The sequence below is a fragment of the Ralstonia flaminis genome, assembly GCF_958415495.1.
In the GTDB taxonomy this organism is placed as follows: Bacteria; Pseudomonadota; Gammaproteobacteria; order Burkholderiales; family Burkholderiaceae; genus Ralstonia; species Ralstonia flaminis.
Genome location: NZ_CATZLL010000002.1, coordinates 403,830 through 426,649 on the forward strand (window position 1 = coordinate 403,830; position 22,820 = coordinate 426,649).

Genomic DNA, 22,820 nt, shown 5'->3' on the forward strand with positions numbered 1-22,820 from the left:
CGGCGACATTACAAGGGTTCCTTTGAGGAGATTGAAAAAAATTTTAAAAAAGAGTGCGTTTTCGAAGGATTGCTCTAAGTAAACGAGTGCTTATAAATATTCAGTGGATTGGTGATGGTCCTTTGCTGGTAAGGGTTTTCGAGGTGTCGCAAACGATTTGCGAAGAAAGCATCGGATTCAATTGTTTGGCGATGAAAATTAAAATAATGCGCTCGATGTTTCGTCGTAAATTGATAAAACATCCGTCTGAATTTCGCCAAATAAAAATGCCTAAATTAAGTTAGGTGAGTGTGCGAGATGGCCAGCTTTTGCATCTCCGCAATCACTTATATGCCTGAGCAGTAATTTTACATTTGTTGAATTTTGGTGCGCCGAGGGCGCCCACAATGCACTCCATTGACGAATCAGTGTCGCCTGCACACCCACCGGGACCGTGCAACTGAATCGTTTGCGGGCTTGACGGAGCCGCCGCCAATAGAGCGGCCCGTCCGCCCACCGGCCACGCCGCTGTCGTGCGCCGGATGCAAGGCGGCGACGAACGGGGAAGTTCGTTTTCCATTCATCCATCGATTGTTTCTCGGAGCGGTGTCTGCTCCGCTGGCGGAGCTTTGCGTGTCAGGTCCGGTAGGGCGTGGTGTGCGGGGTTCTTGCTGGCGGTGCGGGCACGGGAAATCAATATGCCTACATCGTCCAAACTGGTCTCTCGCCGTCGCGAGCGACAACGCATGCTGTCCATGGCGCTGGTTGCGTCGCCCCTGACACTGTTTGCCATCGCGGCCAAGGCGGCGTGTGTCACTTCTGGTGCGGTCACCACGTGCGATACCACCAACCCCAATCCGTGGACGCAAACCGTCGGTACCGGCAACAAGGCCGTTGAAGACAACCGCACGGTAACGGTCCAGACTGGCAGCACGATCAGCGTGGGCAGCGCCAACGCTATCAGCCTGCGCGACAACGCCAACATCAACGTGCAGGGCGGTGCCACCGTCAGCAACAACGCGACCAGCGGTCCGGGCCTGTTCAACACCGGCAACAACACGATCGAGTTCCGCAACAACGGCACCCTTACGGTTGCCGAGGGCGGCAGCGTGCTGTCCAACGGCCGGCAGAACAATGGCGAGGCCGTCAACGTGATGGGCTCGGGCAACACCGTCATCAACAATGGGACGATCCGCTCGAACAACGCCGCCGCCATCTGGTTCGACAACCTGAGCGGCAGCAACACCATCGTCAACAACGAGACGGGCGTGATCCAGGCGCCCGGCAACGTGATCGGCAGCGCCGGCAATGCCAGCGTGGATTTCACCAACAAGGGCATCGTGCGCGGCAACCTCGTGTTTGCGGGCGGCGACGACACGCTGCGCCTGTACACGGGCTCGACCATCACCGGCAATTTCGACGGCGGTGGCGGTTCCAACACGATTTACCTGAGTGGCACGGGTGACAGCGCATTGCCCGGCAACATCAGCAACTTCCAGACGCTCATCAAGAACGATACCGGCACCTGGACGCTGACCGGCACCGTGAGCGGCGTGCAGAGCGCCTCCGTGCAGCAGGGCACGCTCATTCTTACCGGCAACAACGCTGCTTACACCGGCAACATCACCGTGGATGCGGCGGGCACGCTGCAAGGGCGCGCGCAGAGTCTGATGCCGACCATCGTCAACAACGGCCTGGTGCGCTTTGACCAGCCGGACGCCGGCACCTACGCGGGGTTGATCTCCGGCACGGGCGCGGTCGAGAAGACCGGCGCCGGCACTTTGACACTGGCGCCCACGGCCGCTGGCGGCAACACGTACACCGGTGGCACCAGCATCAACGGTGGCACGGTGGCTATTGGCGCAGACAACGCGCTGGGCGCAGCCACCGGTGGGCTGTCGTTCAACGGCGGCACGCTGCAACTGAACCAGAATCTCGACTTGGCCGGCACGCGTGCTGTCACGCTCAATGCGGGCGGCGGCACGATCGATACGCAGGGCTTTGCGTCGACGCTGTCGCAGGGCATCACGGGCAGCGGTGCGCTCACCAAGCTTGGCAGCGGCGTGCTGACCCTCAACGGCAGCAACAGTGTTGGCGGCGGCACGACTGTCGCGGCCGGCACGCTGGTGGTGGGCGATGCCACGCACGGCAATGCGTCGCTGGCGGGCTCGACGCTGGTCAACAGCGGCGCCACGCTGGGCGGCTTTGGCACGGTGACCGGTAGCGTGCGCAACGACGGCACGCTGGCGGTAGCCGATGCGGTACCGTCGCTGGCAGGTACCGGCGCAGGCACGGGCATATTCACCATCAACGGCGCGCTGTTCAATACGGGCCTGATGCAAGTTGGCGGCGCAGGCGTGGGCAATCGTTTGGCTGTCACCGGCGGCTTCATGGGCGCGGGCGGCACGCTGGCGCTCAACACACAACTGGGCGCCGACAACTCGCCGACCGACCAGCTGGTGCTGTCGGGCGGTGGCGCTGCGGGCAACACGGCCGTGCGCATCACCAACGTGGGTGGCGCGGGTGCGCAGACCACGGGCAACGGCATTCCGGTCGTGGTGGCCATCAATGGCGCGACCACGCAGGCGGGTGCGTTTGCGCTGGGCGCACCGGTGGTTGCCGGGCCGTATGAGTACACGCTGCATCGCGGTGGCAATGGCTCGGCGGATAGCTGGTACCTGCGTTCGACGCGCCCGGCTCCGGACCCGGACCCCACGCCGAACGTGACCCCCGACCCGAACCCGCCCACACCAAACGTGACCCCAGACCCGAACGGCGGCGGCACTGGCACCACGCCGACGCCTGAGGTGCCGAACTACCGACCCGAGGTGTCGCTGTACACCGCCGTGCCGTCGATGGCGCTCATGTACAGCCGCGCCATGCTCGACACGCTGCACGAGCGCGTGGGCGATGAAACCCTGCTGCGCACCGGTGTGCCGAACGGTGACAAGGCGTTCAATGGCGGTTGGGCTCGCGTGATCGGCCAGAAGGGCAGCCGCATGTCGGACGGCGGCATTTACGGCGTAGATGGCCCGGCGTTCGACTACAAGCTGGCCGCCGTGCAGCTCGGTGGCGATGTCTACCGCGCGCAGAACGCCGACAACAGCCGCGACCACGCGGGCGTGATGTTCTCCACCGGCCGCATCACCGGCGATGTGACGCACGCTGATGGCACCGATGCCGGCAGCAACGCCATCAACGCCACCACGGTGGGTGTCTACTGGACGCACTTCAGCCCCAACGACTGGTACGTCGACGCGGTTGCGCAGGGCACGCGCTACGACGTGACGTCGTCGCCGACGCGCATGGCTGGGCTGACCTCGCATGGCCTGGGCTATGCGCTGTCGCTGGAAACGGGTTACCCGATTGCGCTGGAGAACCGCTGGCGCGTCGAGCCGCAGGCGCAGTTGATCTATCAGCGCATCGGCCTGGCAGATGGCGCCGATCCGGCCGCACAGGTGCACTTTGGCAACGCGCAATCGTTGCTGGGCCGCGTGGGCGTGCGGGTGGCGAAGGACTGGGGCGAGTCGCCTGAGCGTCCGCGTTCGACGTGGTTCCGGGCGAGCGTGTGGCAGGAGTTCCGCGGCACGACCACGACATCGTTCTCGTCGGCCAACGGTTGGGTGCCGTTCACCTCGAGTATGCCGGCTACCGTGGCGGACCTGCAGGCGGGTGTGACGGCGCAGTTCACGCGCACGGCATCGTTCTATGCCAGCGTGGGCTACCAGATCAGCACCGATGGCCGCCTGCATGGCTACGACGGCAAGCTCGGCCTGCGCTGGAATTGGTAATGCGCTAGCGCCGCCGGCAACACGCGCCGCATGAATACCCCCGGCCACGCTGGGGGTTCTGCTGCAACGCGACAACCACAACGGGGAGCCCCGGCCTATGCCGGTGGTTCCCCGTTTTGCTTGGTACCACGCGGTGTGATGGCCGGCTTGCAAGTTTTTCTCATGCATCCCGTGTTCAAGTGGGGAGGCTGGAATTCGTGAAAACCCTAGGAAACCCGCGCCAACCTTAGCGATTGGTTATTTCACACGAAAAGCCTACGCTTACTACGTAGTACTACGTGTGGTGAGTGCGTACAGGTGCGGATGGCATTGCGGGGATGGCGCGATCACAGTGCGCCGGATAACAAAAACGACGGAAAGCACTTCCTCAGCATTCCGACCGATCACGCGGCGCGCGTGGCACCTCACCGCTTCACAACAACAACCGAAGTCCCTCGAGCATCAGGAGACAACCCATGAAGTACTTGCTCGCATTGCCATTCATCGGCCTGCTTTGGGTGCCGTTCTACAACCAGGAAACACCCACGCTCTTCGGCTTTCCGTTCTTCTACTGGTACCAGTTCCTGTGGGTGCCGATCACCTCGCTGCTGATCTGGATCGTCTTCAAGAACGGTCAGAGCAAAGGAGAAGAATGATGGACGGACAGATCAACTGGACTGCGCTCGCGGTCTTTGTCTTCTTCTTCGCGCTGGTCACGGTGCTGGGCTTCATCGCTTCGCGCTGGCAGCGTGGGCAGTCCGACAAGGGCGCACACATTGACGAGTGGGGGCTGGGCGGCCGCAACTTCGGCACCTGGATCACGTGGTTCCTGGTGGGCGGCGATTTCTACACCGCCTATACCGTGATTGCCGTGCCGGCACTCGTGTACGCGGTGGGCGCGTATGGCTTTTTTGCGCTGCCGTACACGATCCTGGTGTACCCGATCGTCTTCCTGATCATGCCCAAGCTGTGGAAGGTGGCGCATGCCAAAGGCCACGTTACGGCGGCTGATGCGGTGTACGGCCGCTACGGCTCGCGCCCGCTGGAGTTTGCGGTGGCGCTGACGGGCGTGGTGGCGACGATGCCCTACATCGCGCTGCAACTCATCGGCATGGAGGTCGTGATCAAGGCGCTGGGCCTGACGGGCGAGCTGCCGCTGGCCGCCGCGTTCGTGATCCTGGCGCTGTACACGTACTCCGCTGGTCTGCGCGCACCAGCGCTCATCGCCTTCGTCAAAGACATCATGATCTACATCGTGGTGCTGGTGGCGGTGGTGCTGGTGCCGGCCAAGCTGGGCGGCTATGGCGCGGTGTTTGCCTCGGCGCACGACGCATTCGCGCTTAAGGGTGGTGCCACGGGCCTGACGCTCAAGTCTGCACAGTTCCTGCCGTTCGCCACGCTGGCCATTGGCTCGGCACTGGCGGCGTTCATGTATCCGCACACGCTCACTGGCATCTTTGCGGCGCGCAGTGCAGACACCATCCGCAAGAACGCCGTGTTCCTGCCCGCCTATACGGTGCTGCTGGGTTTGATTGCGCTGCTGGGCTTCATGGCCTATGCCGCAGGCGTCAAGGTCACCAACAACAACGACGTGGTGCCCGCGCTGTTCAACGCGCTGTTCCCGAGCTGGTTCACGGGCTTTGCGTTCTCGGCCATCGCCATCGGTGCGCTGGTGCCGGCGGCGGTCATGTCGATTGGTGCAGCCAACCTGTTCACGCGCAACTTCTGGAAGCCCTACGTGACGCCCGATCTGACGCCGGCTGGCGAAGAGAAGGTGGCCAAGGTGATTTCGCTGATCGTCAAGGCGGGCGCGCTGGTGTTCATCCTGTTCCTGCCCACCAAGTTTGCGCTGGACCTGCAACTGCTGGGCGGCGTGTGGATCGTGCAGACCTTCCCGTCGGTGGTGTTCGGGCTGTTCAACCTGTCCAACCGCTTCCGCGCACCGGCGCTCCTGGCAGGCTGGGCGGCTGGCATGATCAGCGGCAGTTGGCTGGCGTTTTCTGACGGTATCAAGCCGGTGCACACGTTCGTGATTGGTGGCGACAAGTACACCATCTACACGGGCCTGGCGGCGCTGGTGTTCAACATCGTGGTGGCCGTGGTGGTGCAGGTGATCTTCGGCAAGCGTGGGGAAGCAACGCACGCTGTGCGTCAGCCGAGTTGATTGGTGCGCTAGCGCATCTGCGGTGACGAAGGGGCCGGTGCCGAGGGGTGCCGGCCCTTTTTGTTTGGTGTGCGATTGCAGTCCAAACGGCAGCAACGAGCCGGGAAGCGCTGCGTCATTTAAAATCGCGCACTTTGCCCGTACTCCCTGCCATGTGGTTCAAGAATCTTCAGCTTCATCGTCTTCCGGCGCCTTGGGCCGTTTCCCCTGATCAGCTTGAACAATGGCTGGCGCCCCACGCGTTTCAACCGGGCAACAGCGTCGAGAAGCAGAGCTTCGGATGGGCATCGCCCCGCGACGACGGCGCGCTCGTGTACTCGATCAACCGGCAGATGCTGCTAGTGTTTCGCGCTGAGAAGAAGCTGCTCCCGGCGTCGGTCGTCAATCAGGTGACCAAGGCTCGCGCGCTTGAAATCGAAGAGCAGCAGGGCTTCAAGCCCGGGCGCAAGCAACTGCGCGAACTCAAGGAGCAGGTGACTGACGAATTGCTGCCGCGCGCGTTCAGCATCCGGCGCGATACCCGCGTGTGGATCGACCCGGTCAACGGCTGGCTCGTCATCGATGCCGCTTCGCAGACGGTTGCCGACGAGGTTCGTGGTCTGCTCGTGAAATCGATCGACCAGTTGCCGCTCACCAACGTGCACGTGGCGCACTCACCCGTTGCAGCAATGACGGAGTGGTTGCTATCCGGCGAGGCCCCGGGCGGATTCACCGTAGACCAGGACGCCGAGCTGCGCTCAACCGGTGAAGGCGGCGCCACGGTGCGATACGTCGGCCACGCGCTGGAGGCCGACGACATGCGGCGACACATCGAGGCTGGCAAACAATGCATGCGCCTCGCCATGACCTGGGATGACCGCGTCTCCTTTCTGCTGACGCCGTCGCTCACGATCAAACGTGTCACGCCGCTCGACGTGATCAAGGAGGCGGCAGACCCCACGGCGCAAAACGACGACGAACGCTTCGACTCGGATGTCGCGCTGATGACGGGTGAACTGGCGCGGATGCTGACCGATCTCGTCGATATCCTGGGCGGCGATCCGCAAGATGCGGTGCGTCAGGCTGCGGCAGCCTGAAGTTCGTCGGATTGCGGCGTTCAAGCCGTCGCACCGGCGCATTTGCAGCAAAGACAAGGACTGGCGCCATGCGGTGCCGGCCCTTCTGCTTTGAGGGAATCGAGCGACGCCTGTTGTCCTCAAGCAGACCAACAGCCCACCGTCGTGCGGTCATTCAAGGGTGGCCATTTCCATTTGGCTTCCAGAATGATCATCGCGTTACGTACCGAGCGTAGGTGGACTACTCTCGTCTGAAACGAAGAATGCCCCTTCCTACTGGATTTCCGGCAACCAACGGATTCGGCATCCAAGCTGTGCTGACGTCGAGCGTGTCTCCGTCAAGCTTGAAGAACCGTTCCTGCTCAGTGCCGTTCCAGGCTTCATTCCAAGAGGCATCAATCTTGGTGATGAACCGATCTCCATCGATCCGATACCGTCCCGTATAGGCCATCACCGTACGGAACAGTGCCACCTGTTTCTCCTCTGTATGTCCAGGCTCCCGCGCCCCCGCGGTGACGAGCACCATCATTCGTCCATCGGCGCCGAAGATAAGGTAACCGTTGGGGTCGGCGCCCCACGGTTGCGTGCGCTCCTTGGAATCCTGAAGCTCAGTCTCGAAGGAGACCAACCGCCAACTGCCGTGGAGCTGTGTGTTGAGTTCAGACATATGCCGTCCTGTAGTCGTGTGAATGGATGCACCCGCCTGTCAAAACGAGGTGGAACATCGATCTTCATGTGGTCACTTTGGGATACCTCAGCCGTGGATTCTCCCTCTATGGAGCAACCTTCATGTCGATGACAATTGGAAGTGGGTTGCCATCCTGCGTAGGCGGTGGGGGTGCATGAAATGCTGCCATTGCAGCAGCAAAGCATGTTGCAGTGTTCGTCTTGGGCTCATAGGCAACGCGAGTGAAATGCCCATCTTTGGAAAGGTCCGCGAGTATTGTGAATCGCTTCATGCTCGCGCCTTTTGGCTTCAGGCAATCATGCATCGCCGTTGCAATTGCAGGCCCGACTGCTGGGAACATTTTGTCGTCAAGATAGCTTCGTACTGATGATTGCGCTTCTACCAGTTCGGCTCGTTGACGTCGTTCGGCGAAGGTTTCCTCCGGGGCTCCAAGCACGTTACCGCTCAGCGAGGCCAGAAGGGCAGAGGCCATCATGGCGAATGTGACGCTTGTCTTGACCATCATCGCTCCCATCAAAGCACTTCATCGCCGCCCGTAGGACTGTAGGTTACCTGTCGGGCATTCCTTCGCGTGGACGAAGCGCCGCCGCGTCTGCTTCCCAGAAATCGTGGTCGTCAAGGCGGGACGCTTCCTTGGCTTCAATCGCAAGCCGCTCTGCAAATCGATAGCCGTTGCGCCCATGGTCAGTTTCAACCTGATGCGCGACTCTGCTCACTTCCGTCCAGTCAACCGTCATCTCAGCGCCTTCAACCCCGCAACTCCGCCAAAATCTGCTCAGCAAGAAAATCACAGGGCGGCCGTCCGGACCGAGCGCTGCGGGCGAGGACAACCTCCAGATCATCCAGCGACGGCAGCCCTTCATTCTGCGATAGCTGAACAAGGTGCGTCGGCACGCTGCATCTGGCAAGCGGTGCGATGGCAAGCCCGGCTTCAACCATGCTAATCAGGCCTAGCAGGCTGGGGCTTTCGTAAGACATCCGGTACTTGATGTTCTCTCGCTGCAGCGCGCTGATGGCGTAGGCGCGCGCAGTACTGCCTTGCGCAAACACAGCGATCGGAAGCGGGCGCTCCTGCCACACCCTTCTTGCAGGTGACCCGGCCCACACCATCGGCTCGTACCGGACGAATTCACCAGCAATGCCTTTCGTTTTCGTCATGCAGGCCAGATCCAGCGTGTTGTCCTTGAGCAAGGGGGCGAGCGCACTGCTAGGCAGCCCGATGACCCGGATTTCGACACGCGGGTGCGCAACCGCAAACTTGCTCAGAACCTGCGGCAGCAACGATGAGGCGTAGTCATCCGGAACACCGATCGTGACCCGGCCCTTGATCTCCGGGCGGACAACCGACGCCCACGCCTCATCGCGCATCGCGAGCATGCGGCGGCCATAGTCCAACAGCGTTTTGCCTTCTGCGGTAATCGCCACGCTGCGGGTGCTTCGCACGAAGAGCGGCTTGCCCAGCGCTTCTTCCAGCCCCTTGATCTGCATGCTCACTGCCGATGGCGACCGATGCACGGATTCTGCCCCACGCACAAACGATCCTGTCTCGGCAACGGCCACCACCATCTCAAGTACATCCAGGTCGAGCTTCTTCATGTTCGTCAGAAAACCTGAGGAATCGGTTCAGTTTAATTCGTTTTACTGGGGCAAACGCGAATCCGATACTACGACCAACAAGCACTTGAAGGAGCCCACGAACATGCAGGGTGCGGGGTCGATTTACGGATTTCTGGCAGTTGGCGGCATGCTTGCCGTGACACCGGGGCCGAACATGGTCTACGTGATGTCGCGCTCGATCGCGCAAGGACGCACGGCAGGGTTGATCTCGCTGGCGGGCGTCATGCTCGGCTACCTCTTCTATATGTTCGGGGCGGCGTTCGGCATCACGGCATTCTTCCTGAGCGTGCCCTATGCCGGCAGCGTTCTGGGTGCGGTGGGCGCGGCCTATCTGTTCTATCTGGCGTGGCAGGCAGTGCGGCCGGGTGGCCGCTCTCCTCTGGAGGTGCGCGATCTGCCGCGTGAACAGCCGCGCAGGCTGCTGGTGATGGGCGCAACCACAAGCCTGTTGAACCCCAAGCTCGCGATGATATTTCTGTCGCTCTTGCCGCAGTTCATCGACTATCAGCACGGCAGCGTTCTTAAACAATCGCTCGCGCTTGGCTCGTCATTGATCGTCGCGTTCGCCACCGTCAATGGCTTGGTGGCAATCTGCTCCGGCAGCATGGCGACACTGCTATCCCGTCGCCCCGGGCTCCTGCTGGCGCAACGCTGGGCGATGGGCGCTGTCCTGGGGGTGCTGGGCGCACATATGTGCATCGATGCGTTTAGGCTGGCGGGCGTGTATTGAGTGCCGCGCAGCAGCAGGTGCAGCGTGGCTGGAGCCCAGAACAGGCTTCTATCAACCAGCCGATGACTTGCCGGTGAACACCGCCAACTGCGCCGCGAAAGCCTGCTGGTAAGCAGGCCGCGCTTCACCACGGGCGACATAGGCAACCAGCTTCGGAAATGCATCCAGCAAGCCCGACGGCCGTAGCCTGAGCAGCACCGACACCATCAGCAGATCGCCCGCGCTGAACGCACCATCGAGCCAGTCCGCATCGCCCAGCCGGGCAGAAAGCTGGTCTAGCCGATGGCGGATGCGATCCATGATCAACGGCAGGCGCTCCTGGGCCCAGGGCTTGTCGCCCTCCTGAAACTTGGCGGTGGAGAGTTCGAGGATCGGCGGCTCCACGGTGTTGAGCGCGGCAAACATCCACGTGATTGCCCGCGCCCGCGCATTGCCATCGTTCGGCAGTAGACCCGCATGGCGCTCGGCGATATGGAGAATGATCGCGCCTGTCTCGAACAAGACGAGATCGTCTTCCTCATACGTGGGAATCTGGCCGAACGGCTGAAGGCTCAGATGTGCGGGCGCCTTCATCGCATGGAACGAGACAAGGCGAACCTCATAGGGTTGGCCCACTTCTTCGAGCGCCCAGCGAACGCGCGTGTCACGCGCCAGTCCCTTGCCGCCATCGGGCGACCGTTCAAAGGCAGTGATGATGGGGGTCATTGGCGTGCTCTCCTTGCCTTGTTTCACTTGCGACGAGTGCATTGCTGACGATTCGATGCGTTCCCGGTTTGGGGAGCTTGCAGGCCCTTTCTGTTTGATTCAAGAGGCTGTCTATTGGCCCGAGGTACCCGTCCCGTAACGGTGGCTGTGCTGATTGGCACATGGTTTCACGCCGCGCGCGCATCTACTTTCTCTTCACGGCAACGATCACGACGGACGCGTGAATGTAACCACTGCGTTCAGTGGCACATGCGTCGTTCAGACCGACGTTGCCGACCATCCAAACAACCTCGGGAACGTATCGACCATGGACATCACACAGGCTTCTGTCATTGGAGGCAACCTTGTTGCCATCATCAAGCGGGACTTCTACAACGGCGGCGCATTCACCGCGATCGGCGGCTTCCCCGTGACCGGGGCGGTCAGGCTGGACAACGGGATCGGCAACGCCGTGCCCAACTCCACGCTTGGTACCTACGAGCACAACAACGTGACTGACGTGGTCATCGACGTGAACAGCCGCTTGCTCCAGCTTGGCGACAACGCTATCAAGTTCGCCCTGGCGCACGAACTGGGCCATGCGTTCAGTGAAAAGCTGGCGTCGGACCTTGGCTATGGCCCCAAGAATCCGCTGGATGGACCGCGTACGGAAATCATTGCGGACCTGGGCGCCGCCTACCTTCTTAAGCAAGCCGGAGTCAGCTGGGACGATATCTGCAGCGTCGCCAACAACGGTGTTGCTACAGGCATCTTCAACGCAGGCTGGTCTGGCGACCACCCGCCCGGTGCCAAACGCGCCGAGTGCGTGAAAAGCCTGGCCGAACTGATGAAGGCCGGCCATAGCTTCAAAGATGCGTTGAAGGGGTTGCTGCTCAGCCTGGAGGGGTATCGGCCGGGGCACTAGTCTGTGGGTGCGGTGCGGAGGGATTGGACCAATACCCCGACAGTTCTTCCGCTCGATCAGCTCAACAACGAATCATCATCCGAATAATCACCGCCACCCAGGTCGCTATCGTCGACCAGCCCAAGGCTGTCATCACGCGAGGCCGTGTTGTTGCTGTTGCCGCTGTCACCGTCGTAGTAATTGTTGATCACCGTTTCTGTGGTGCCGCCCATCAACGGCTGCTGACCAAAGAAGCCGCCTCCGCCGCCACTGTTGTGGTGGAACAGGTTCTCAATGCCCTGGAATAGGAGCGCGCCGCCTGCCACGCCGGCTGCCGTGGTGGCCACGCTGCCGAGCGTGCTGCCCAGGCCGCCGCTCAAGAAGCCCGAACGTACGGGTTGCACCGGGGCCTGTTGTACTGGTTGGGCCTGAGGCGGCATCTGCATGGGGGCCACCTGTTGGGGAGCGAACCCCGGGTTGGGCGCGGCGCTGTTGGCGTGGCTGCCCCAGTTGTTGGCCGAATCCATGAACGACGCACTGCGGCCGGCTTGCGCTGCCTGCAACTGGTTTTGCAGGGTGGTGATCTGCGTCTGGGCCGATGCCAGCGCCTGGTCGAGCAGCATGGCGCGCTGCACGAGCAGGTAAGCGGCGTCCGGCTGGCGGGCGGCGGCTTCCAGAATGCGGGCTTCGGCCTGCGGGTCCTTGGCCCGCGCGCGCGCTTGCGTTAGTTGGGCCAGGAAGTTTTCCAGGGCTTGCAGTTCTTGCGGGGACATGGCGCTTGTTCCTATCTGGGTGGATGCGACGTGTTCAAGTTAGGGGCCAAGTCTTAAGCGAACATTAAAGCGGGGCCGGTTCTTGTGTAACGGCCTGTAACGTCGCCCTACGCTGCTGGCCGGTACTGGCTCGGATTGGCGCCCGTTACCTTGCGCATCAGGCGCCGCAGGGCGGTGGCGTCTTCGTAGCCCACGGCTTCGGCCACGCTGTCGATGGTCATGCGGCTGGATTCGATCAGCATGCGGGCGCGGTTCAGGCGCACGCTTTGTATCAGGGCGAGGGTGCTTCTGCCGGTGGCTTCCTGCACGTGCCGCGACAGCGTGCGTTGCGACATGGCAAATTCATCGGCCAGCGCCTGCACGCTGGGTGGGTTGGGCAAGGCGGCTTCAACGCGCGCCACCAGCCGCGCAATCAGCGCGTTGCCATTGGCCAGCATGGCGGGCACCACAAATGGCGCCTGGGCGTGGCGGCCATCGATCAGCAGCACGCGTCCCACGGCATCGGCCAGCGCCACGCCAAAGCGTGTGCGCAGCAGGTGCAGCATCAAGTCGGTCTGGGCAAAGGCGGCGCCGGCGGTGCTGACGGGGCCATCGGCGCAGACCATGCGATTCGCATCGACCGTGCATGCGGGTTCCAACTGCTGCAGTGTGGCGGCGAGCCACCAAGAGGTGGTTACACGGCGCGCCGGCAGCAGTCCTGCCGCCTGCAGCAGAAACACGGCAGAACACGATGCCGCCACCTGGCCGCCTGCTGCCGCATGTGCGGCCAGGGTGCGTGCCGCCCGCTGCGCATCGTCACGCGCCAGGCGTGCGGCCAGGGCACCCGCGTCGTCGATGCCGAGCCCAGGCACGACCCACGTGCTGCTATCGGGCCGGGGCCGTTTGGGCAAGGCTGCCGCGTCGATCTGCATGCCGCTGCTCAGCCGCACACTGGGCGCGTCTGCTGACAGTACACGCCATGTCGGGCGTGCCGCCTTCACGCGCGGCGCGAGTGTTGACGCTGCCTGCAGAACGTCCAGTGTGGCCGCCACGCTGGTGGCATACGCGCCCGAGAGTACGAGGATGGTGAAATCCGCCATGACAAAAATTGCCTGAAAGATGTCGAAATCGACACTCCAAGTGTAGCGGCCGCTCGCGTTCAATGCAGGCATGCCCACCACACGCAAGGTTGCCCGCATGCCGAACATCCTCGTCAAGATTCCCGCAGATACCTTTGATCGCACCGCACGCGCATCGCTTGCCCGTCGCATCAATGAAGCCGCCGCGCAGGCAGAGCAGATTCCCGACGACCCACGCAGGCGTTTCTCGACTTGGGTCGTGATCGAAGAAGTGGCCGCGGCAATGTGGACTTGCGGCGGTATGGACCTGCCTGCGCAGATCGTGCCGTGCATGGCGATCGTCTTCGTGCCGGCCGGTGTGCTCGATGCCGATGCGCGGGCGCTGTTCGTGCGGCTGATGCATGACGCGTTCGCGCAAGCCTTGCCTGCTGATGCGGGGCGACGCGTCATCACCTCCGTAATGCTGTACGACGTGGCAGACGGCACTTGGGGTGTCAACGGTGCGCTGTGGACACTGCCCGACTTTGCATCGGCATCCGGTTATACGCACCTTCAGCACCTTGCTACCAACGCTTGACCACCGCCAGGAGCCCACGCAATGACAAGCCGTCACCCGCAGGAAGATGATCGTCTTGAAGACTTCGCACGCCGTCAGATCACGCTCGATGGCGTGGTCAAGACGGTGTATGTGGCCGGCACGGGGCCTGCCGTGATCGTCATGGCCGAGATGCCTGGCATCAGCCCGCACGTGGCGCGGTTTGCGCGCTGGGTGCGCGATGCGGGCCTGACGGTCTATATGCCGTCGCTATTCGGGCGTGACGGCGCGGTGCCCGAGGCGGATGCCGGCGCCGAAGTTTTCCGGCACGCGTGCGTGAGCGCGCAGTTCCGCGCGTTTGCGGCCAACCAGTCTAGCCCCGTCACGCAATGGCTGCGCGCGCTGGCGCGGCTGGTGCATGCAGAGTGCGGCGGCCCTGGCGTGGGCGCCATCGGCATGTGCTTCACCGGCAATTTTGCGCTGACGATGATGCTGGAACCGGCTCTGTTGGCGCCGGTGTTGTGCCAGCCGTCTTTGCCGTTGAACGAGCCGGGCGGGATCGAGATTGCCCCGGAGGATGCCGCCGCCGTGCGCCAGCGGTTGGAACGTGAAGACCTGACCGTGCTGGCCTACCGGTTTGAGGGCGATCGCTTCTGTCGCGCCCAGCGCTTTACCGCGTATGCCGAAGCGCTGGGTGATCGCTTCGTGGCGCGGGTGCTGCCCGACAGCGCTGCGCACCCGAACCCACCACCGTTCTTTGCCCAGCATGTGCCGTGTCCGCACAGCGTGGTCACCGCGCACCTGATCGACGCAGCGGGGGAGCCTACCGCAGCCGCCCGCGATGAGATTCTGGCGTTCTTCCGGCAGCGCCTTGCCTGAGTGGGGGCTCACATTCCGGTGTGCACCAGGAGGCGCCTGTTTGGTGTAAACCCAGGGGCGTCGCCGTCGCAAATTACTTTACAACTAAACTATTCATGACTAATGTAATACCGCATCGAACGCGGAGCCGTTGTCATGAAGATCGTCTGTATTGGTGGTGGGCCAGCTGGCCTGTACTTTGCCCTGCTGATGAAGTTGCAGGACCCGTCACACGACATCACCGTTGTGGAGCGCAACCGGCCGTATGACACCTTCGGCTGGGGCGTGGTCTTCTCGGATCAGACGCTGGGCAACCTGCAGCGGGCCGACGCCAAGAGCGCCGCGCAGATCCTCGACGCCTTCAACCATTGGGACGACATTGAAGTCCACATCCGCGGCCAGGTGGTGCGCTCGGGCGGCCACGGCTTCTGCGGCATCGGCCGCAAGCGCCTGCTGAACATCCTGCAGGCGCGCTGCGAGGAAGAGGGCGTCAAGCTCGTCTTTGAAACGGACGTGCAAGACGACACTGCTTATGCCGATGCCGACCTCATCATCGCCAGCGACGGCCTGAACAGCCGCATCCGCACCAAGTACGCCGCCACATATCAACCCGATATCGACACGCGCCGCTGCCGCTTTGTCTGGCTCGGCACGCACAAGCTGTTCGAGGCGTTCACCTTTGCGTTTGAAGAGACCGAGCACGGCTGGTTTCAGGCGCATGCGTACCGCTTTGACGACGAGACCTCCACCTTCATCGTCGAGGCGCCAGAAGAGGTGTGGCGCAAGGCCGGGCTTGAGACGATGGAGAAGGAAGACGCCATCGCCTACTGCGAGCGCCTGTTCGCAAAGTACCTCGATGGCAACAAGTTGATCTCCAACGCCACGCACCTGCGGGGCTCGGCGCAGTGGATTCGCTTTCCGCGCGTGGTGTGCGGGCACTGGGTGCACATCAACGAGAACAACACGCCCGTCGTGCTGATGGGCGACGCGGCGCATACGGCGCACTTCTCGATCGGCTCGGGCACCAAGCTGGCGTTGGAAGATTCGATTGAACTTGCACGCAGCATCGGCCAGCATCCGGGCGATCTGAAAAGTGCACTTGAACATTACGAAGCCGTGCGCAGCGTGGAAGTGCTGCGCATTCAGAACGCGGCGCGCAATTCGACCGAGTGGTTTGAAAACGTGTCGCGCTACGCCAGCCTGCCGACCGAGCAGTTTGCGTATTCGCTGCTCACGCGCAGCCAGCGCATCAGCCACGAAAACCTGCGCCAGCGCGACAAGGCCTATCTCGAATCATTCGAAGACTGGATTGCCGAGCAGGCCGGTGCACCGCGCGCCCCCGAGCATGGCCCGGTGCCGCCGATGTTCACGCCCTTTACCGTGCGCGGTGTCACGCTCAAGAACCGCGTGGTGGTGTCGCCCATGGCGCAGTACTCGTGCGAAGACGGCCAGCCCGCCGACTACCACCTCGTACACCTGGGCGCACGCGCCATGGGTGGCGCCGGGTTGGTGATGGCCGAGATGACCTGCGTGTCGCCCGACGCGCGCATCACCCCGGGCTGCCCGGGTTTGTGGAACACCGAACACCGCGACGGCTGGGCGCGCATCGTCCAGTTCGTGCATGCCAACAGCGATGCGAAGCTCGGCATCCAGATCGGCCACGCAGGCGCCAAGGGCTCGACCCGCGCGGCGTGGGACGGTATCGACCTGCCGCTGGAAGACGGCCACAACTGGCCGCTCATCTCCGCATCCCCACAGCAGTATCTGGATGGCGTGAGCCAGTGGTCGCATGCCATGACGCGCGACGACATGGACCGCGTGCGTGACGACTTCGTCCACTCGGCACGCCTGGCGGCTGAGGCCGGCTTCGATTGGCTGGAGCTGCACTGCGCGCACGGGTATCTGCTGTCGTCGTTCATCTCGCCGCTGACAAACCAGCGCAATGACGAATATGGCGGCTCGCTGGAAAACCGCCTGCGCTTTCCGCTGGAAGTCTTCCACGCAGTGCGCGAGGTGTGGCCGAGCACCAAGCCGATGTCGGTGCGGATCTCTGCGCACGACTGGGTGGAAGGCGGCATCACGCCGGACGATGCGGTGGCGATTGCGCGCATCTTCAAGGCAGCGGGCGCCGACATGATCGACTGCTCGTCGGGCCAGGTCAGCAAGAAGGAGCAGCCGGTGTTCGGCCGCATGTTCCAGACGCCGTTTGCCGACCGCGTGCGCAACGAGGCGGGCATCGCCACGATTGCCGTGGGCGCGATCTCCGAGGCGGACCACGTCAACAGCATCATCGCCGCCGGCCGTGCGGACCTGTGCGCTGTGGCGCGCCCGCATCTGGCCAACCCGGCCTGGACGCTGAACGAAGCCGCGCGCATCGGCTACCTCGACATGCCCTGGCCCAAGCAGTACCGCGCGGGCAAGCTGCAACTCGAACGCAATCTCGAACGTGAGCGCGCGATGGCGGCGCAGGCAGCGGGGCTCTCGCCGCTGGAGCAGGCCAACCGCATGCAGGGGGTTTGACGTGACGACATCTGCGATGCTGGCAGGACACCATGCCGTCGTCACCGGAGCCGGCCGGGGGATTGGCGCTGCGATTGCCGCGCAACTGGCCGAGCAAGGCGCCACGCTCACGCTGATGGGCCGTAACGCGGCTGTGCTGGAGGCAACGGCCAAGACGCTGCCGGACAGTGCACGCGCGCAGGTCGTCACGTGCGACGTGACGGTTGCGGCGAATGTGTCGGCTGCGTTCGAATCCGCACGCGCTGGGCTTGGCCCTATCTCCATCCTCGTCAACAACGCGGGGCAGGCAGAGAGCGCCTCGTTTGCGAAGACCACGCTTGACCAGTGGCAGCGCATGTTGGCCGTCAACCTGACGGGCACGTTCCTCTGCACGCAAGCGGCGCTGGCGGATGTACAGGCCAGTGGCCGTGGTCGCATCGTCAACATTGCCAGCACGGCGGGGCAGCGCGGCTATGCGTATGTGTCGGCCTATGTGGCGGCCAAGCATGGCGTGATTGGCCTCACGCGCTCGCTGGCGCTGGAGCTGGCGGCGCGCGGCGTTACCGTCAACGCCGTGTGCCCTGGCTATACCGAAACGGACATCGTGCGTGAGAGCATCGATCGCATCGTCGCGCGCACTGGCCGCAGCGCCGAGGAAGCGCGCGCCGAGTTGGTGAAGGGCAACCCGCAAGGCCGGCTGATTACCCCGGATGAAGTGGCCAACGCGGTGGTGTGGCTGTGCTCGGAAGGCGCATCGTCGATCACGGGGCAGGCCATCTCGGTCTCCGGTGGGGAGGTGATGTGAGCAAGCCCCGCAAGACCGCACTCGCCACCCGTACCTCCGGCTACCACAAGGTCGTGCAGGCCTTGGGCGACGAGCACATCGGCCTGGAGGCCCGTGCGCAGGTGGACGACCACATGGACGTGAAGATCTGGCTGCGCCTCTTGGCGTGCAGCACGCAGATCGAACAGCAGATCCGCCAGCGCCTGCGCACGCGCTTCAACACCACGCTGCCGCGCTTCGACTATCTGGCCCAGCTTGACCGCTATCCGGAAGGCATGCGCATGAACGTGTTGTCGCGCTACCTGATGGTGACGGGTGGCAACGTCACCGGCTTGACCGACCAGTTGGAGAAGGAGGGTCTGGTCAAGCGCGAGCCCGATCCGGATGACCGCCGGTCCTTCCGCGTGTCACTTACCGAAGCCGGGCGCCGGAACTTTGCCGAGATGGCCGCCGAACACGAACGCTGGCTGATCGAAATGTTCGACGGCCTGGGGCTGGCCAACAAGGACGCGCTGTATGCGCAACTCGGCAGGCTGCGCATGCATCTGGCCGCGCGCGAGGCAGAGCTGGGCGCCCGCGATGATCAACCTCAAACGAACACAACCAAACCATGACCGACCGAATTGACCCGGCTCTCTTGGCCGGCAACCGCCGCCCACTCGCGGGCTATCAAGCGAAGCACTTCCTGTGGAGCGTGCAAGGCGGCGTCGCCACCGTCACGCTCAACCGGCCTGAGCGCAAGAATCCGCTCACGTTTGATTCGTATGCCGAGCTGCGCGACCTGTTCCACCAGTTCAAATGGGCGGATGACGTCAAGGCCATCGTACTGGCCGGCGCGGGCGACAACTTCTGCTCCGGCGGCGATGTGCACGAGATCATTGGCCCGCTGGTGCAGCTGAAAGCACCCGAGCTGCTGATGTTCACGCGCATGACGGGCGAGCTGGTGAAGACGATGCGCGCGTGCCCGCAGCCGATCGTTGCCGCGATTGACGGTGTGTGTGCGGGCGCGGGCGCCATCCTGGCGATGGCCTCCGATCTGCGCCTCGGCACCGTGCGCAGCAAAACGGCGTTCCTCTTCAGCCGTGTCGGCCTGGCAGGTTGCGACATGGGCGCCTGCGCCATCCTGCCGCGCATCATCGGCCAGGGCCGCGCAAGCGAGTTGCTCTATACCGGTCGCTCGATGAGCGGCGAAGAGGGCGAGCGTTGGGGCTTCTTCAATCGCCTGTGCGAACCGGCAGAAGTGCTGGCGCAAGCGCAAGCACTGGCGGCGGATTTGGCCGCCGGCCCGACCTTCGCCAACGGCATCACCAAGACGATGCTGCACCAGGAATGGACCATGACGATCGAGCAGGCGATTGAGGCCGAGGCCCAGGCGCAGGCCATCTGCATGCTGACGGAAGACTTCTCGCGTGCGTACCACGCGTTTGTCGCCAAGCAAAAACCGGTATTCGAGGGCAACTGACATGAGCGACAAAGACTATCTGCAGTGGCCCTTTTTTGACGACAAGCACCGCCAGCTTGAAGTCGAGCTGGATGCCTGGGCCACGAAGCACATCCCGCACGACCACGGCCCCGATGTGGATGCTGAATGCCGCGCGCTGGTGAAGCTGCTCGGCCAAGGCGGCTGGCTGCGCCACGCCGTGGGCGACACGGCGCACGGCGGGGCAGGCGAAACCATCGATACGCGCGCCATCTGCCTGATCCGTGAAACGCTGGCACGGCATTCGGGCCTGGCTGACTTTGCCTTTGCGATGCAGGGGCTGGGCTCCGGCGCCATCTCGCTGCATGGCACGCCGGAGCAGCGTGAGCGCTATCTGACGAAGGTGGCGCGTGGTGAGGCGATCTCCGCCTTCGCGCTGTCGGAGCCCGACGCCGGCTCCGACGTGGCCGCCATGGCCTGCGCCGCGCGCGAAGACGGCACCGACTACGTGCTCGATGGCGAGAAGACGTGGATCTCCAACGGCGGCATTGCGGACTTCTACGTGGTGTTTGCGCGCACGGGCGAAGCGCCGGGTTCGCGCGGCATCAGTGCGTTCATCGTCGAGGCCGGTACACCGGGCTTCGAGATTGCCGAGCGTATCGACGTGATTGCGCCGCACCCGCTTGCACGCCTGCGCTTTACCAACTGCCGCATTCCGGCCAGCCAGCGCGTGGGCGCGGCGGGCGAGGGCTTCAAGGTGGCGATGCGCACGCTGGACGTGTTCCGCACGTCGGTGGCGGCGGCGGCGCTGGGCTTTGCACGCCGCGCACTCGATGAAGCGCTGACGCGCGCCACCACCCGCAAGATGTTCAGCGGCGTGCTGGCCGACTTCCAGCTCACGCAGGCCAAGCTCGCACAGATGGCTACCGCCATCGACAGCGCTGCACTGCTGACCTATCGCGCCGCATGGCAGCGCGATCAGGGACGCAACGTCACGCGCGAAGCTGCGATGGCCAAGATGACCGCCACCGAAAACGCGCAGCAGGTGATTGACGCCGCCGTGCAGATGTGGGGTGGCCTGGGCGTGGTGAGCGAGCAGCCGGTCGAACGCCTGTACCGCGAGATTCGCGCGCTGCGCATCTACGAAGGTGCGACCGAAGTGCAGCAACTCATCATCGCGCGCGAACTGCTGCGCGCGGCCAAACCTGCAGCGCACTGATACCGCCCCAAGCCAGAGACGGAGAGTTCTCCATGCCCAGCGCCCATATCGACACCTTCGCCCGTGACCGACTGCCGCCGGCGGAGCTGCAACCGGTGTATCGCTTCGACCTACCGGCATTGCGGTTTCCGGCGCAGCTCAATTGCGCGACCGAACTGCTCGACAACCGTGTCCCTGCTGGCGAAGGCGGCCGTCTCTGCATTCAGGCACCCGGCGGCATCCGCTGGACGTATGCGGATTTGCAGGCGCACGCCAACCGCATCGCCAATGTGCTGGTGCACGAGATGGGCGTGGTGCCGGGCAACCGCGTGCTGCTGCGCTCGCCCAACAGCCCGATGCTGGCGGCGTGCTGGTTTGCGGTGATGAAGGTAGGCGCGATTGCGGTGACGACCATGCCGCTGCTGCGTGCCAAGGAGCTTGGGCAGATTCTGGGCAAGGGCGAGATCGGCTTTGCGTTGTGCGATGCGCGACTGATCGATGCGTTGCGTGATGCGGTGGCGCAGGCTGCCAAGCCGGTCCGGGTGCGCTGTTTTCACGATGACACGTCAGAAGGTCTGGAAGCCGCTATGGCGCGCCAGCCGGCCACCTTCACCAACGTCGACACGGCTGCGGACGACACCTGCCTGCTTGCATTCACCTCCGGCACGACCGGTGTGCCGAAGGCTACGATGCATTTTCACCGCGACATCATGGCCATCTGCGCGTGCTGGCCGCCGCATATGTTGCAGCCGCGCGCTGACGACATCTTCATCGGCAGCCCGCCGATGGCCTTTACGTTCGGGCTGGGCGGCCTGCTGTTGTTTCCGATGAGCGTGGGCGCGTCGACAGTGCTGCTGGAGAAGGCATCGCCGAACGATCTGGTGGACGGCATCCGCACCTTTGGCGCGACCGTGCTGTTTACTGCGCCCACCACGTACCGCAACATCGCCGCGCGTGGGGATGAGTTGCGCGCCACGCCACTGCGCCGTTGCGTATCGGCCGGCGAGGCACTGCCCGTGGCGACGCGCACGCTGTGGAAGCAGGCCACCGGCATCGAGCTGATCGACGGCATTGGCGCGACGGAGATGCTGCACATCTTCATTTCCGCCGCTGATGCGGACGTGCGCCCCGGCGCGACCGGCAAGGCCGTTCCCGGCTACGTCGCGCGCGTGGTGGACGACGCAGGCAACCCCGTGCCGCCGGGCACGGTTGGCCGCCTCGCTGTGCAAGGTCCGACCGGCTGCCGCTACCTGGCGGACGACCGCCAGCGCGCTTACGTGCGCAACGGCTGGAACCTGACCGGTGACGCCTACGTGATGGACGAGGAAGGCTACTTCCACTATCACTCGCGTACCGACGACATGATCATCTCGTCGGGCTACAACATCGCGTCGCCGGAAGTGGAAGATGCGCTGATGCAGCATCCGGCCGTGGCTGAATGCGGTGTGATTGGCGTGCCGGACGAGGAGCGCGGCCAGATCGTCAAGGCCTTCGTGGTGCTGCACCCGGGCCACGAACCGGGGCCGGAGATGGTCAAGACGCTGCAGGATTTTGTGAAGCAGACGGTGGCGCCGTACAAGTACCCGCGCGCCATCGAGTTCCGCTCGGCGCTGCCGCGCAGTGAAGTCGGCAAGCTGCTGCGCTACCGACTGCGCCAGGATGACAAGTTAAGCAATTAGCCATGACGTATCACTTCGAGCGCGGCACGCGCATCCGCTTTGGCCACTGCGACCCGGCCGGCATCCTGTACTTTCCACAATACCTCGTGCTGTTCAACGGGCTGGTCGAAGACTGGTTTACCGATGGCCTGGGCGTCTCGTATGCCAACATGCTGGGCCCGCGCCGTGTCGGCCTGCCTATCGTCAAGCTGCACTGCGAGTTCAGCGCCATCAGCCGCATGGGCGACGACGTGCAGTTCAAGCTGAAGCTGGACCGGCTGGGCGGCAAATCGCTGTCGCTGTCGCTCGATTGCTGGGCGGGCGATGAACAGCGCGTGCGCTCACAGCAGGTACTGGTGTTTACCGATCTCAATACGCATCGCGCCATTGCGGTGCCGCCGGATGTGCGGCAGGCAATCGAGGCGAGCGTTCAACAACAGAACTAG

Annotated in this window: 22 protein-coding genes; 15 read left to right on the forward strand and 7 right to left on the reverse strand. The window is 63.5% G+C overall.

Annotation, left to right across the window (positions count from 1 at the left end; genetic code table 11):
* Positions 1-677 precede the first annotated feature (677 nt).
* The 4 genes from R2N11_RS04465 (at position 678) to R2N11_RS04480 (ending at position 6,989) form a co-directional block, all read left to right on the forward strand.
* Complete coding sequence (locus tag R2N11_RS04465; RefSeq protein WP_316680290.1) at positions 678-3,770, forward strand: autotransporter outer membrane beta-barrel domain-containing protein; 3,093 nt, start codon at positions 678-680, stop codon at positions 3,768-3,770.
* 455 nt (positions 3,771-4,225) lie between these two features.
* A complete protein-coding gene (locus tag R2N11_RS04470; protein ID WP_199030814.1) occupies positions 4,226-4,405 on the forward strand; it encodes a DUF3311 domain-containing protein in 180 nt (59 codons plus the stop codon).
* A complete protein-coding gene (gene mctP, locus R2N11_RS04475) occupies positions 4,405-5,913 on the forward strand; it encodes a monocarboxylate uptake permease MctP (RefSeq protein WP_199030830.1) in 1,509 nt (502 codons plus the stop codon). The genes R2N11_RS04470 and mctP overlap by 1 nt, the downstream gene beginning before the upstream one ends.
* A 152-nt stretch (positions 5,914-6,065) precedes the next feature.
* Complete coding sequence (locus R2N11_RS04480; RefSeq protein WP_199030831.1) at positions 6,066-6,989, forward strand: recombination-associated protein RdgC; 924 nt, start codon at positions 6,066-6,068, stop codon at positions 6,987-6,989.
* 220 nt (positions 6,990-7,209) lie between these two features.
* On the opposite strand, the gene R2N11_RS04485 is transcribed toward R2N11_RS04480, so the two are convergent.
* From R2N11_RS04485 to R2N11_RS04500, 4 genes are all read right to left on the reverse strand, one after another.
* Positions 7,210-7,635, reverse strand: coding sequence for a lipocalin-like domain-containing protein (locus R2N11_RS04485; protein WP_316680291.1), 426 nt, complete (start codon positions 7,633-7,635; stop codon positions 7,210-7,212).
* Between the two features lie 106 nt (positions 7,636-7,741).
* Positions 7,742-8,170 (reverse strand): hypothetical protein, encoded by a 429-nt coding sequence (locus tag R2N11_RS04490; RefSeq protein WP_316680292.1) that lies wholly within the window; start codon positions 8,168-8,170, stop codon positions 7,742-7,744.
* A 34-nt stretch (positions 8,171-8,204) separates the two neighbouring features.
* The gene (locus R2N11_RS04495) at positions 8,205-8,393 is read right to left on the reverse strand and encodes a hypothetical protein (protein WP_316680293.1); all 189 of its coding nucleotides are present in this window, start codon (positions 8,391-8,393) and stop codon (positions 8,205-8,207) included.
* A gap of 10 nt (positions 8,394-8,403) precedes the next feature.
* Positions 8,404-9,252, reverse strand: coding sequence for a LysR substrate-binding domain-containing protein (locus tag R2N11_RS04500; protein ID WP_316680294.1), 849 nt, complete (start codon positions 9,250-9,252; stop codon positions 8,404-8,406).
* A 103-nt stretch (positions 9,253-9,355) separates the two neighbouring features.
* Between R2N11_RS04500 and R2N11_RS04505 the strand changes: the two genes are divergently transcribed.
* Positions 9,356-10,003: a LysE family translocator gene (locus R2N11_RS04505; protein WP_199030833.1), complete on the forward strand. Its 648-nt coding sequence runs from the start codon at positions 9,356-9,358 to the stop codon at positions 10,001-10,003.
* Positions 10,004-10,054: 51 nt separating this feature from the next.
* Here R2N11_RS04505 and R2N11_RS04510 read toward each other — a convergent pair whose 3' ends face one another.
* Entirely contained in the window at positions 10,055-10,708 is a 654-nt protein-coding gene (locus R2N11_RS04510; RefSeq protein WP_316680295.1) for a glutathione S-transferase family protein, read from the reverse strand.
* A 154-nt stretch (positions 10,709-10,862) separates the two neighbouring features.
* Between R2N11_RS04510 and R2N11_RS04515 the strand changes: the two genes are divergently transcribed.
* Positions 10,863-11,612 carry a hypothetical protein gene (locus R2N11_RS04515; RefSeq protein WP_316680296.1) on the forward strand — a complete coding sequence of 250 codons (750 nt, stop codon included), beginning with the start codon at positions 10,863-10,865 and terminating at the stop codon, positions 11,610-11,612.
* 56 nt (positions 11,613-11,668) lie between these two features.
* Here R2N11_RS04515 and R2N11_RS04520 read toward each other — a convergent pair whose 3' ends face one another.
* Both R2N11_RS04520 and R2N11_RS04525 read right to left on the reverse strand, forming a co-directional pair.
* A complete protein-coding gene (locus tag R2N11_RS04520; protein ID WP_316680297.1) occupies positions 11,669-12,364 on the reverse strand; it encodes a DUF2076 domain-containing protein in 696 nt (231 codons plus the stop codon).
* Between the two features lie 107 nt (positions 12,365-12,471).
* Positions 12,472-13,443 carry a GlxA family transcriptional regulator gene (locus R2N11_RS04525; RefSeq protein WP_316680343.1) on the reverse strand — a complete coding sequence of 324 codons (972 nt, stop codon included), beginning with the start codon at positions 13,441-13,443 and terminating at the stop codon, positions 12,472-12,474.
* 97 nt (positions 13,444-13,540) lie between these two features.
* Between R2N11_RS04525 and R2N11_RS04530 the strand changes: the two genes are divergently transcribed.
* From R2N11_RS04530 to R2N11_RS04570, 9 genes are all read left to right on the forward strand, one after another.
* Positions 13,541-13,999, forward strand: coding sequence for a tautomerase family protein (locus tag R2N11_RS04530; RefSeq protein ID WP_316680298.1), 459 nt, complete (start codon positions 13,541-13,543; stop codon positions 13,997-13,999).
* Between the two features lie 21 nt (positions 14,000-14,020).
* The gene (locus R2N11_RS04535; RefSeq protein WP_316680299.1) at positions 14,021-14,836 is read left to right on the forward strand and encodes a dienelactone hydrolase family protein; all 816 of its coding nucleotides are present in this window, start codon (positions 14,021-14,023) and stop codon (positions 14,834-14,836) included.
* A 135-nt stretch (positions 14,837-14,971) separates the two neighbouring features.
* A complete protein-coding gene (locus tag R2N11_RS04540) occupies positions 14,972-17,335 on the forward strand; it encodes a bifunctional salicylyl-CoA 5-hydroxylase/oxidoreductase (protein WP_316680300.1) in 2,364 nt (787 codons plus the stop codon).
* A gap of 16 nt (positions 17,336-17,351) precedes the next feature.
* Entirely contained in the window at positions 17,352-18,119 is a 768-nt protein-coding gene (locus R2N11_RS04545; protein ID WP_316680344.1) for an SDR family NAD(P)-dependent oxidoreductase, read from the forward strand.
* Positions 18,116-18,712 carry a MarR family winged helix-turn-helix transcriptional regulator gene (locus R2N11_RS04550; protein ID WP_199033317.1) on the forward strand — a complete coding sequence of 199 codons (597 nt, stop codon included), beginning with the start codon at positions 18,116-18,118 and terminating at the stop codon, positions 18,710-18,712. Before R2N11_RS04545 ends, R2N11_RS04550 begins: the two co-directional genes overlap by 4 nt.
* Positions 18,709-19,560 carry an enoyl-CoA hydratase family protein gene (locus tag R2N11_RS04555; RefSeq protein ID WP_316680301.1) on the forward strand — a complete coding sequence of 284 codons (852 nt, stop codon included), beginning with the start codon at positions 18,709-18,711 and terminating at the stop codon, positions 19,558-19,560. Before R2N11_RS04550 ends, R2N11_RS04555 begins: the two co-directional genes overlap by 4 nt.
* A gap of 1 nt (position 19,561) precedes the next feature.
* Positions 19,562-20,737 (forward strand): acyl-CoA dehydrogenase family protein, encoded by a 1,176-nt coding sequence (locus R2N11_RS04560; protein WP_316680302.1) that lies wholly within the window; start codon positions 19,562-19,564, stop codon positions 20,735-20,737.
* 32 nt (positions 20,738-20,769) lie between these two features.
* A complete protein-coding gene (locus R2N11_RS04565; protein WP_316680303.1) occupies positions 20,770-22,395 on the forward strand; it encodes an AMP-binding protein in 1,626 nt (541 codons plus the stop codon).
* 2 nt (positions 22,396-22,397) lie between these two features.
* On the forward strand, positions 22,398-22,820 hold the full coding sequence (locus tag R2N11_RS04570) for an acyl-CoA thioesterase (RefSeq protein WP_316680304.1): 423 nt from the start codon (positions 22,398-22,400) through the stop codon (positions 22,818-22,820).

What these genes read in the sequence shown, in the direction of transcription:
- R2N11_RS04560 (WP_316680302.1), top strand. Translation starts at nt 19,562, where the DNA reads ATGAGCGACAAAGACTATCTGCAGTGGCCCTTTTTTGACGACAAGCAC.
- R2N11_RS04530 (WP_316680298.1), top strand. Translation starts at nt 13,541, where the DNA reads ATGCCGAACATCCTCGTCAAGATTCCCGCAGATACCTTTGATCGCACC.
- R2N11_RS04525 (WP_316680343.1), bottom strand. Translation starts at nt 13,443, where the DNA reads ATGGCGGATTTCACCATCCTCGTACTCTCGGGCGCGTATGCCACCAGC.
- R2N11_RS04540 (WP_316680300.1), top strand. Translation starts at nt 14,972, where the DNA reads ATGAAGATCGTCTGTATTGGTGGTGGGCCAGCTGGCCTGTACTTTGCC.
- R2N11_RS04570 (WP_316680304.1), top strand. Translation starts at nt 22,398, where the DNA reads ATGACGTATCACTTCGAGCGCGGCACGCGCATCCGCTTTGGCCACTGC.
- R2N11_RS04470 (WP_199030814.1), top strand. Translation starts at nt 4,226, where the DNA reads ATGAAGTACTTGCTCGCATTGCCATTCATCGGCCTGCTTTGGGTGCCG.
- R2N11_RS04565 (WP_316680303.1), top strand. Translation starts at nt 20,770, where the DNA reads ATGCCCAGCGCCCATATCGACACCTTCGCCCGTGACCGACTGCCGCCG.
- R2N11_RS04480 (WP_199030831.1), top strand. Translation starts at nt 6,066, where the DNA reads ATGTGGTTCAAGAATCTTCAGCTTCATCGTCTTCCGGCGCCTTGGGCC.
- R2N11_RS04555 (WP_316680301.1), top strand. Translation starts at nt 18,709, where the DNA reads ATGACCGACCGAATTGACCCGGCTCTCTTGGCCGGCAACCGCCGCCCA.
- R2N11_RS04465 (WP_316680290.1), top strand. Translation starts at nt 678, where the DNA reads ATGCCTACATCGTCCAAACTGGTCTCTCGCCGTCGCGAGCGACAACGC.
- R2N11_RS04510 (WP_316680295.1), bottom strand. Translation starts at nt 10,708, where the DNA reads ATGACCCCCATCATCACTGCCTTTGAACGGTCGCCCGATGGCGGCAAG.
- R2N11_RS04545 (WP_316680344.1), top strand. Translation starts at nt 17,352, where the DNA reads ATGCTGGCAGGACACCATGCCGTCGTCACCGGAGCCGGCCGGGGGATT.
- R2N11_RS04495 (WP_316680293.1), bottom strand. Translation starts at nt 8,393, where the DNA reads ATGACGGTTGACTGGACGGAAGTGAGCAGAGTCGCGCATCAGGTTGAA.
- R2N11_RS04520 (WP_316680297.1), bottom strand. Translation starts at nt 12,364, where the DNA reads ATGTCCCCGCAAGAACTGCAAGCCCTGGAAAACTTCCTGGCCCAACTA.
- R2N11_RS04505 (WP_199030833.1), top strand. Translation starts at nt 9,356, where the DNA reads ATGCAGGGTGCGGGGTCGATTTACGGATTTCTGGCAGTTGGCGGCATG.
- R2N11_RS04500 (WP_316680294.1), bottom strand. Translation starts at nt 9,252, where the DNA reads ATGAAGAAGCTCGACCTGGATGTACTTGAGATGGTGGTGGCCGTTGCC.
- mctP (WP_199030830.1), top strand. Translation starts at nt 4,405, where the DNA reads ATGGACGGACAGATCAACTGGACTGCGCTCGCGGTCTTTGTCTTCTTC.
- R2N11_RS04485 (WP_316680291.1), bottom strand. Translation starts at nt 7,635, where the DNA reads ATGTCTGAACTCAACACACAGCTCCACGGCAGTTGGCGGTTGGTCTCC.
- R2N11_RS04490 (WP_316680292.1), bottom strand. Translation starts at nt 8,170, where the DNA reads ATGGGAGCGATGATGGTCAAGACAAGCGTCACATTCGCCATGATGGCC.
- R2N11_RS04535 (WP_316680299.1), top strand. Translation starts at nt 14,021, where the DNA reads ATGACAAGCCGTCACCCGCAGGAAGATGATCGTCTTGAAGACTTCGCA.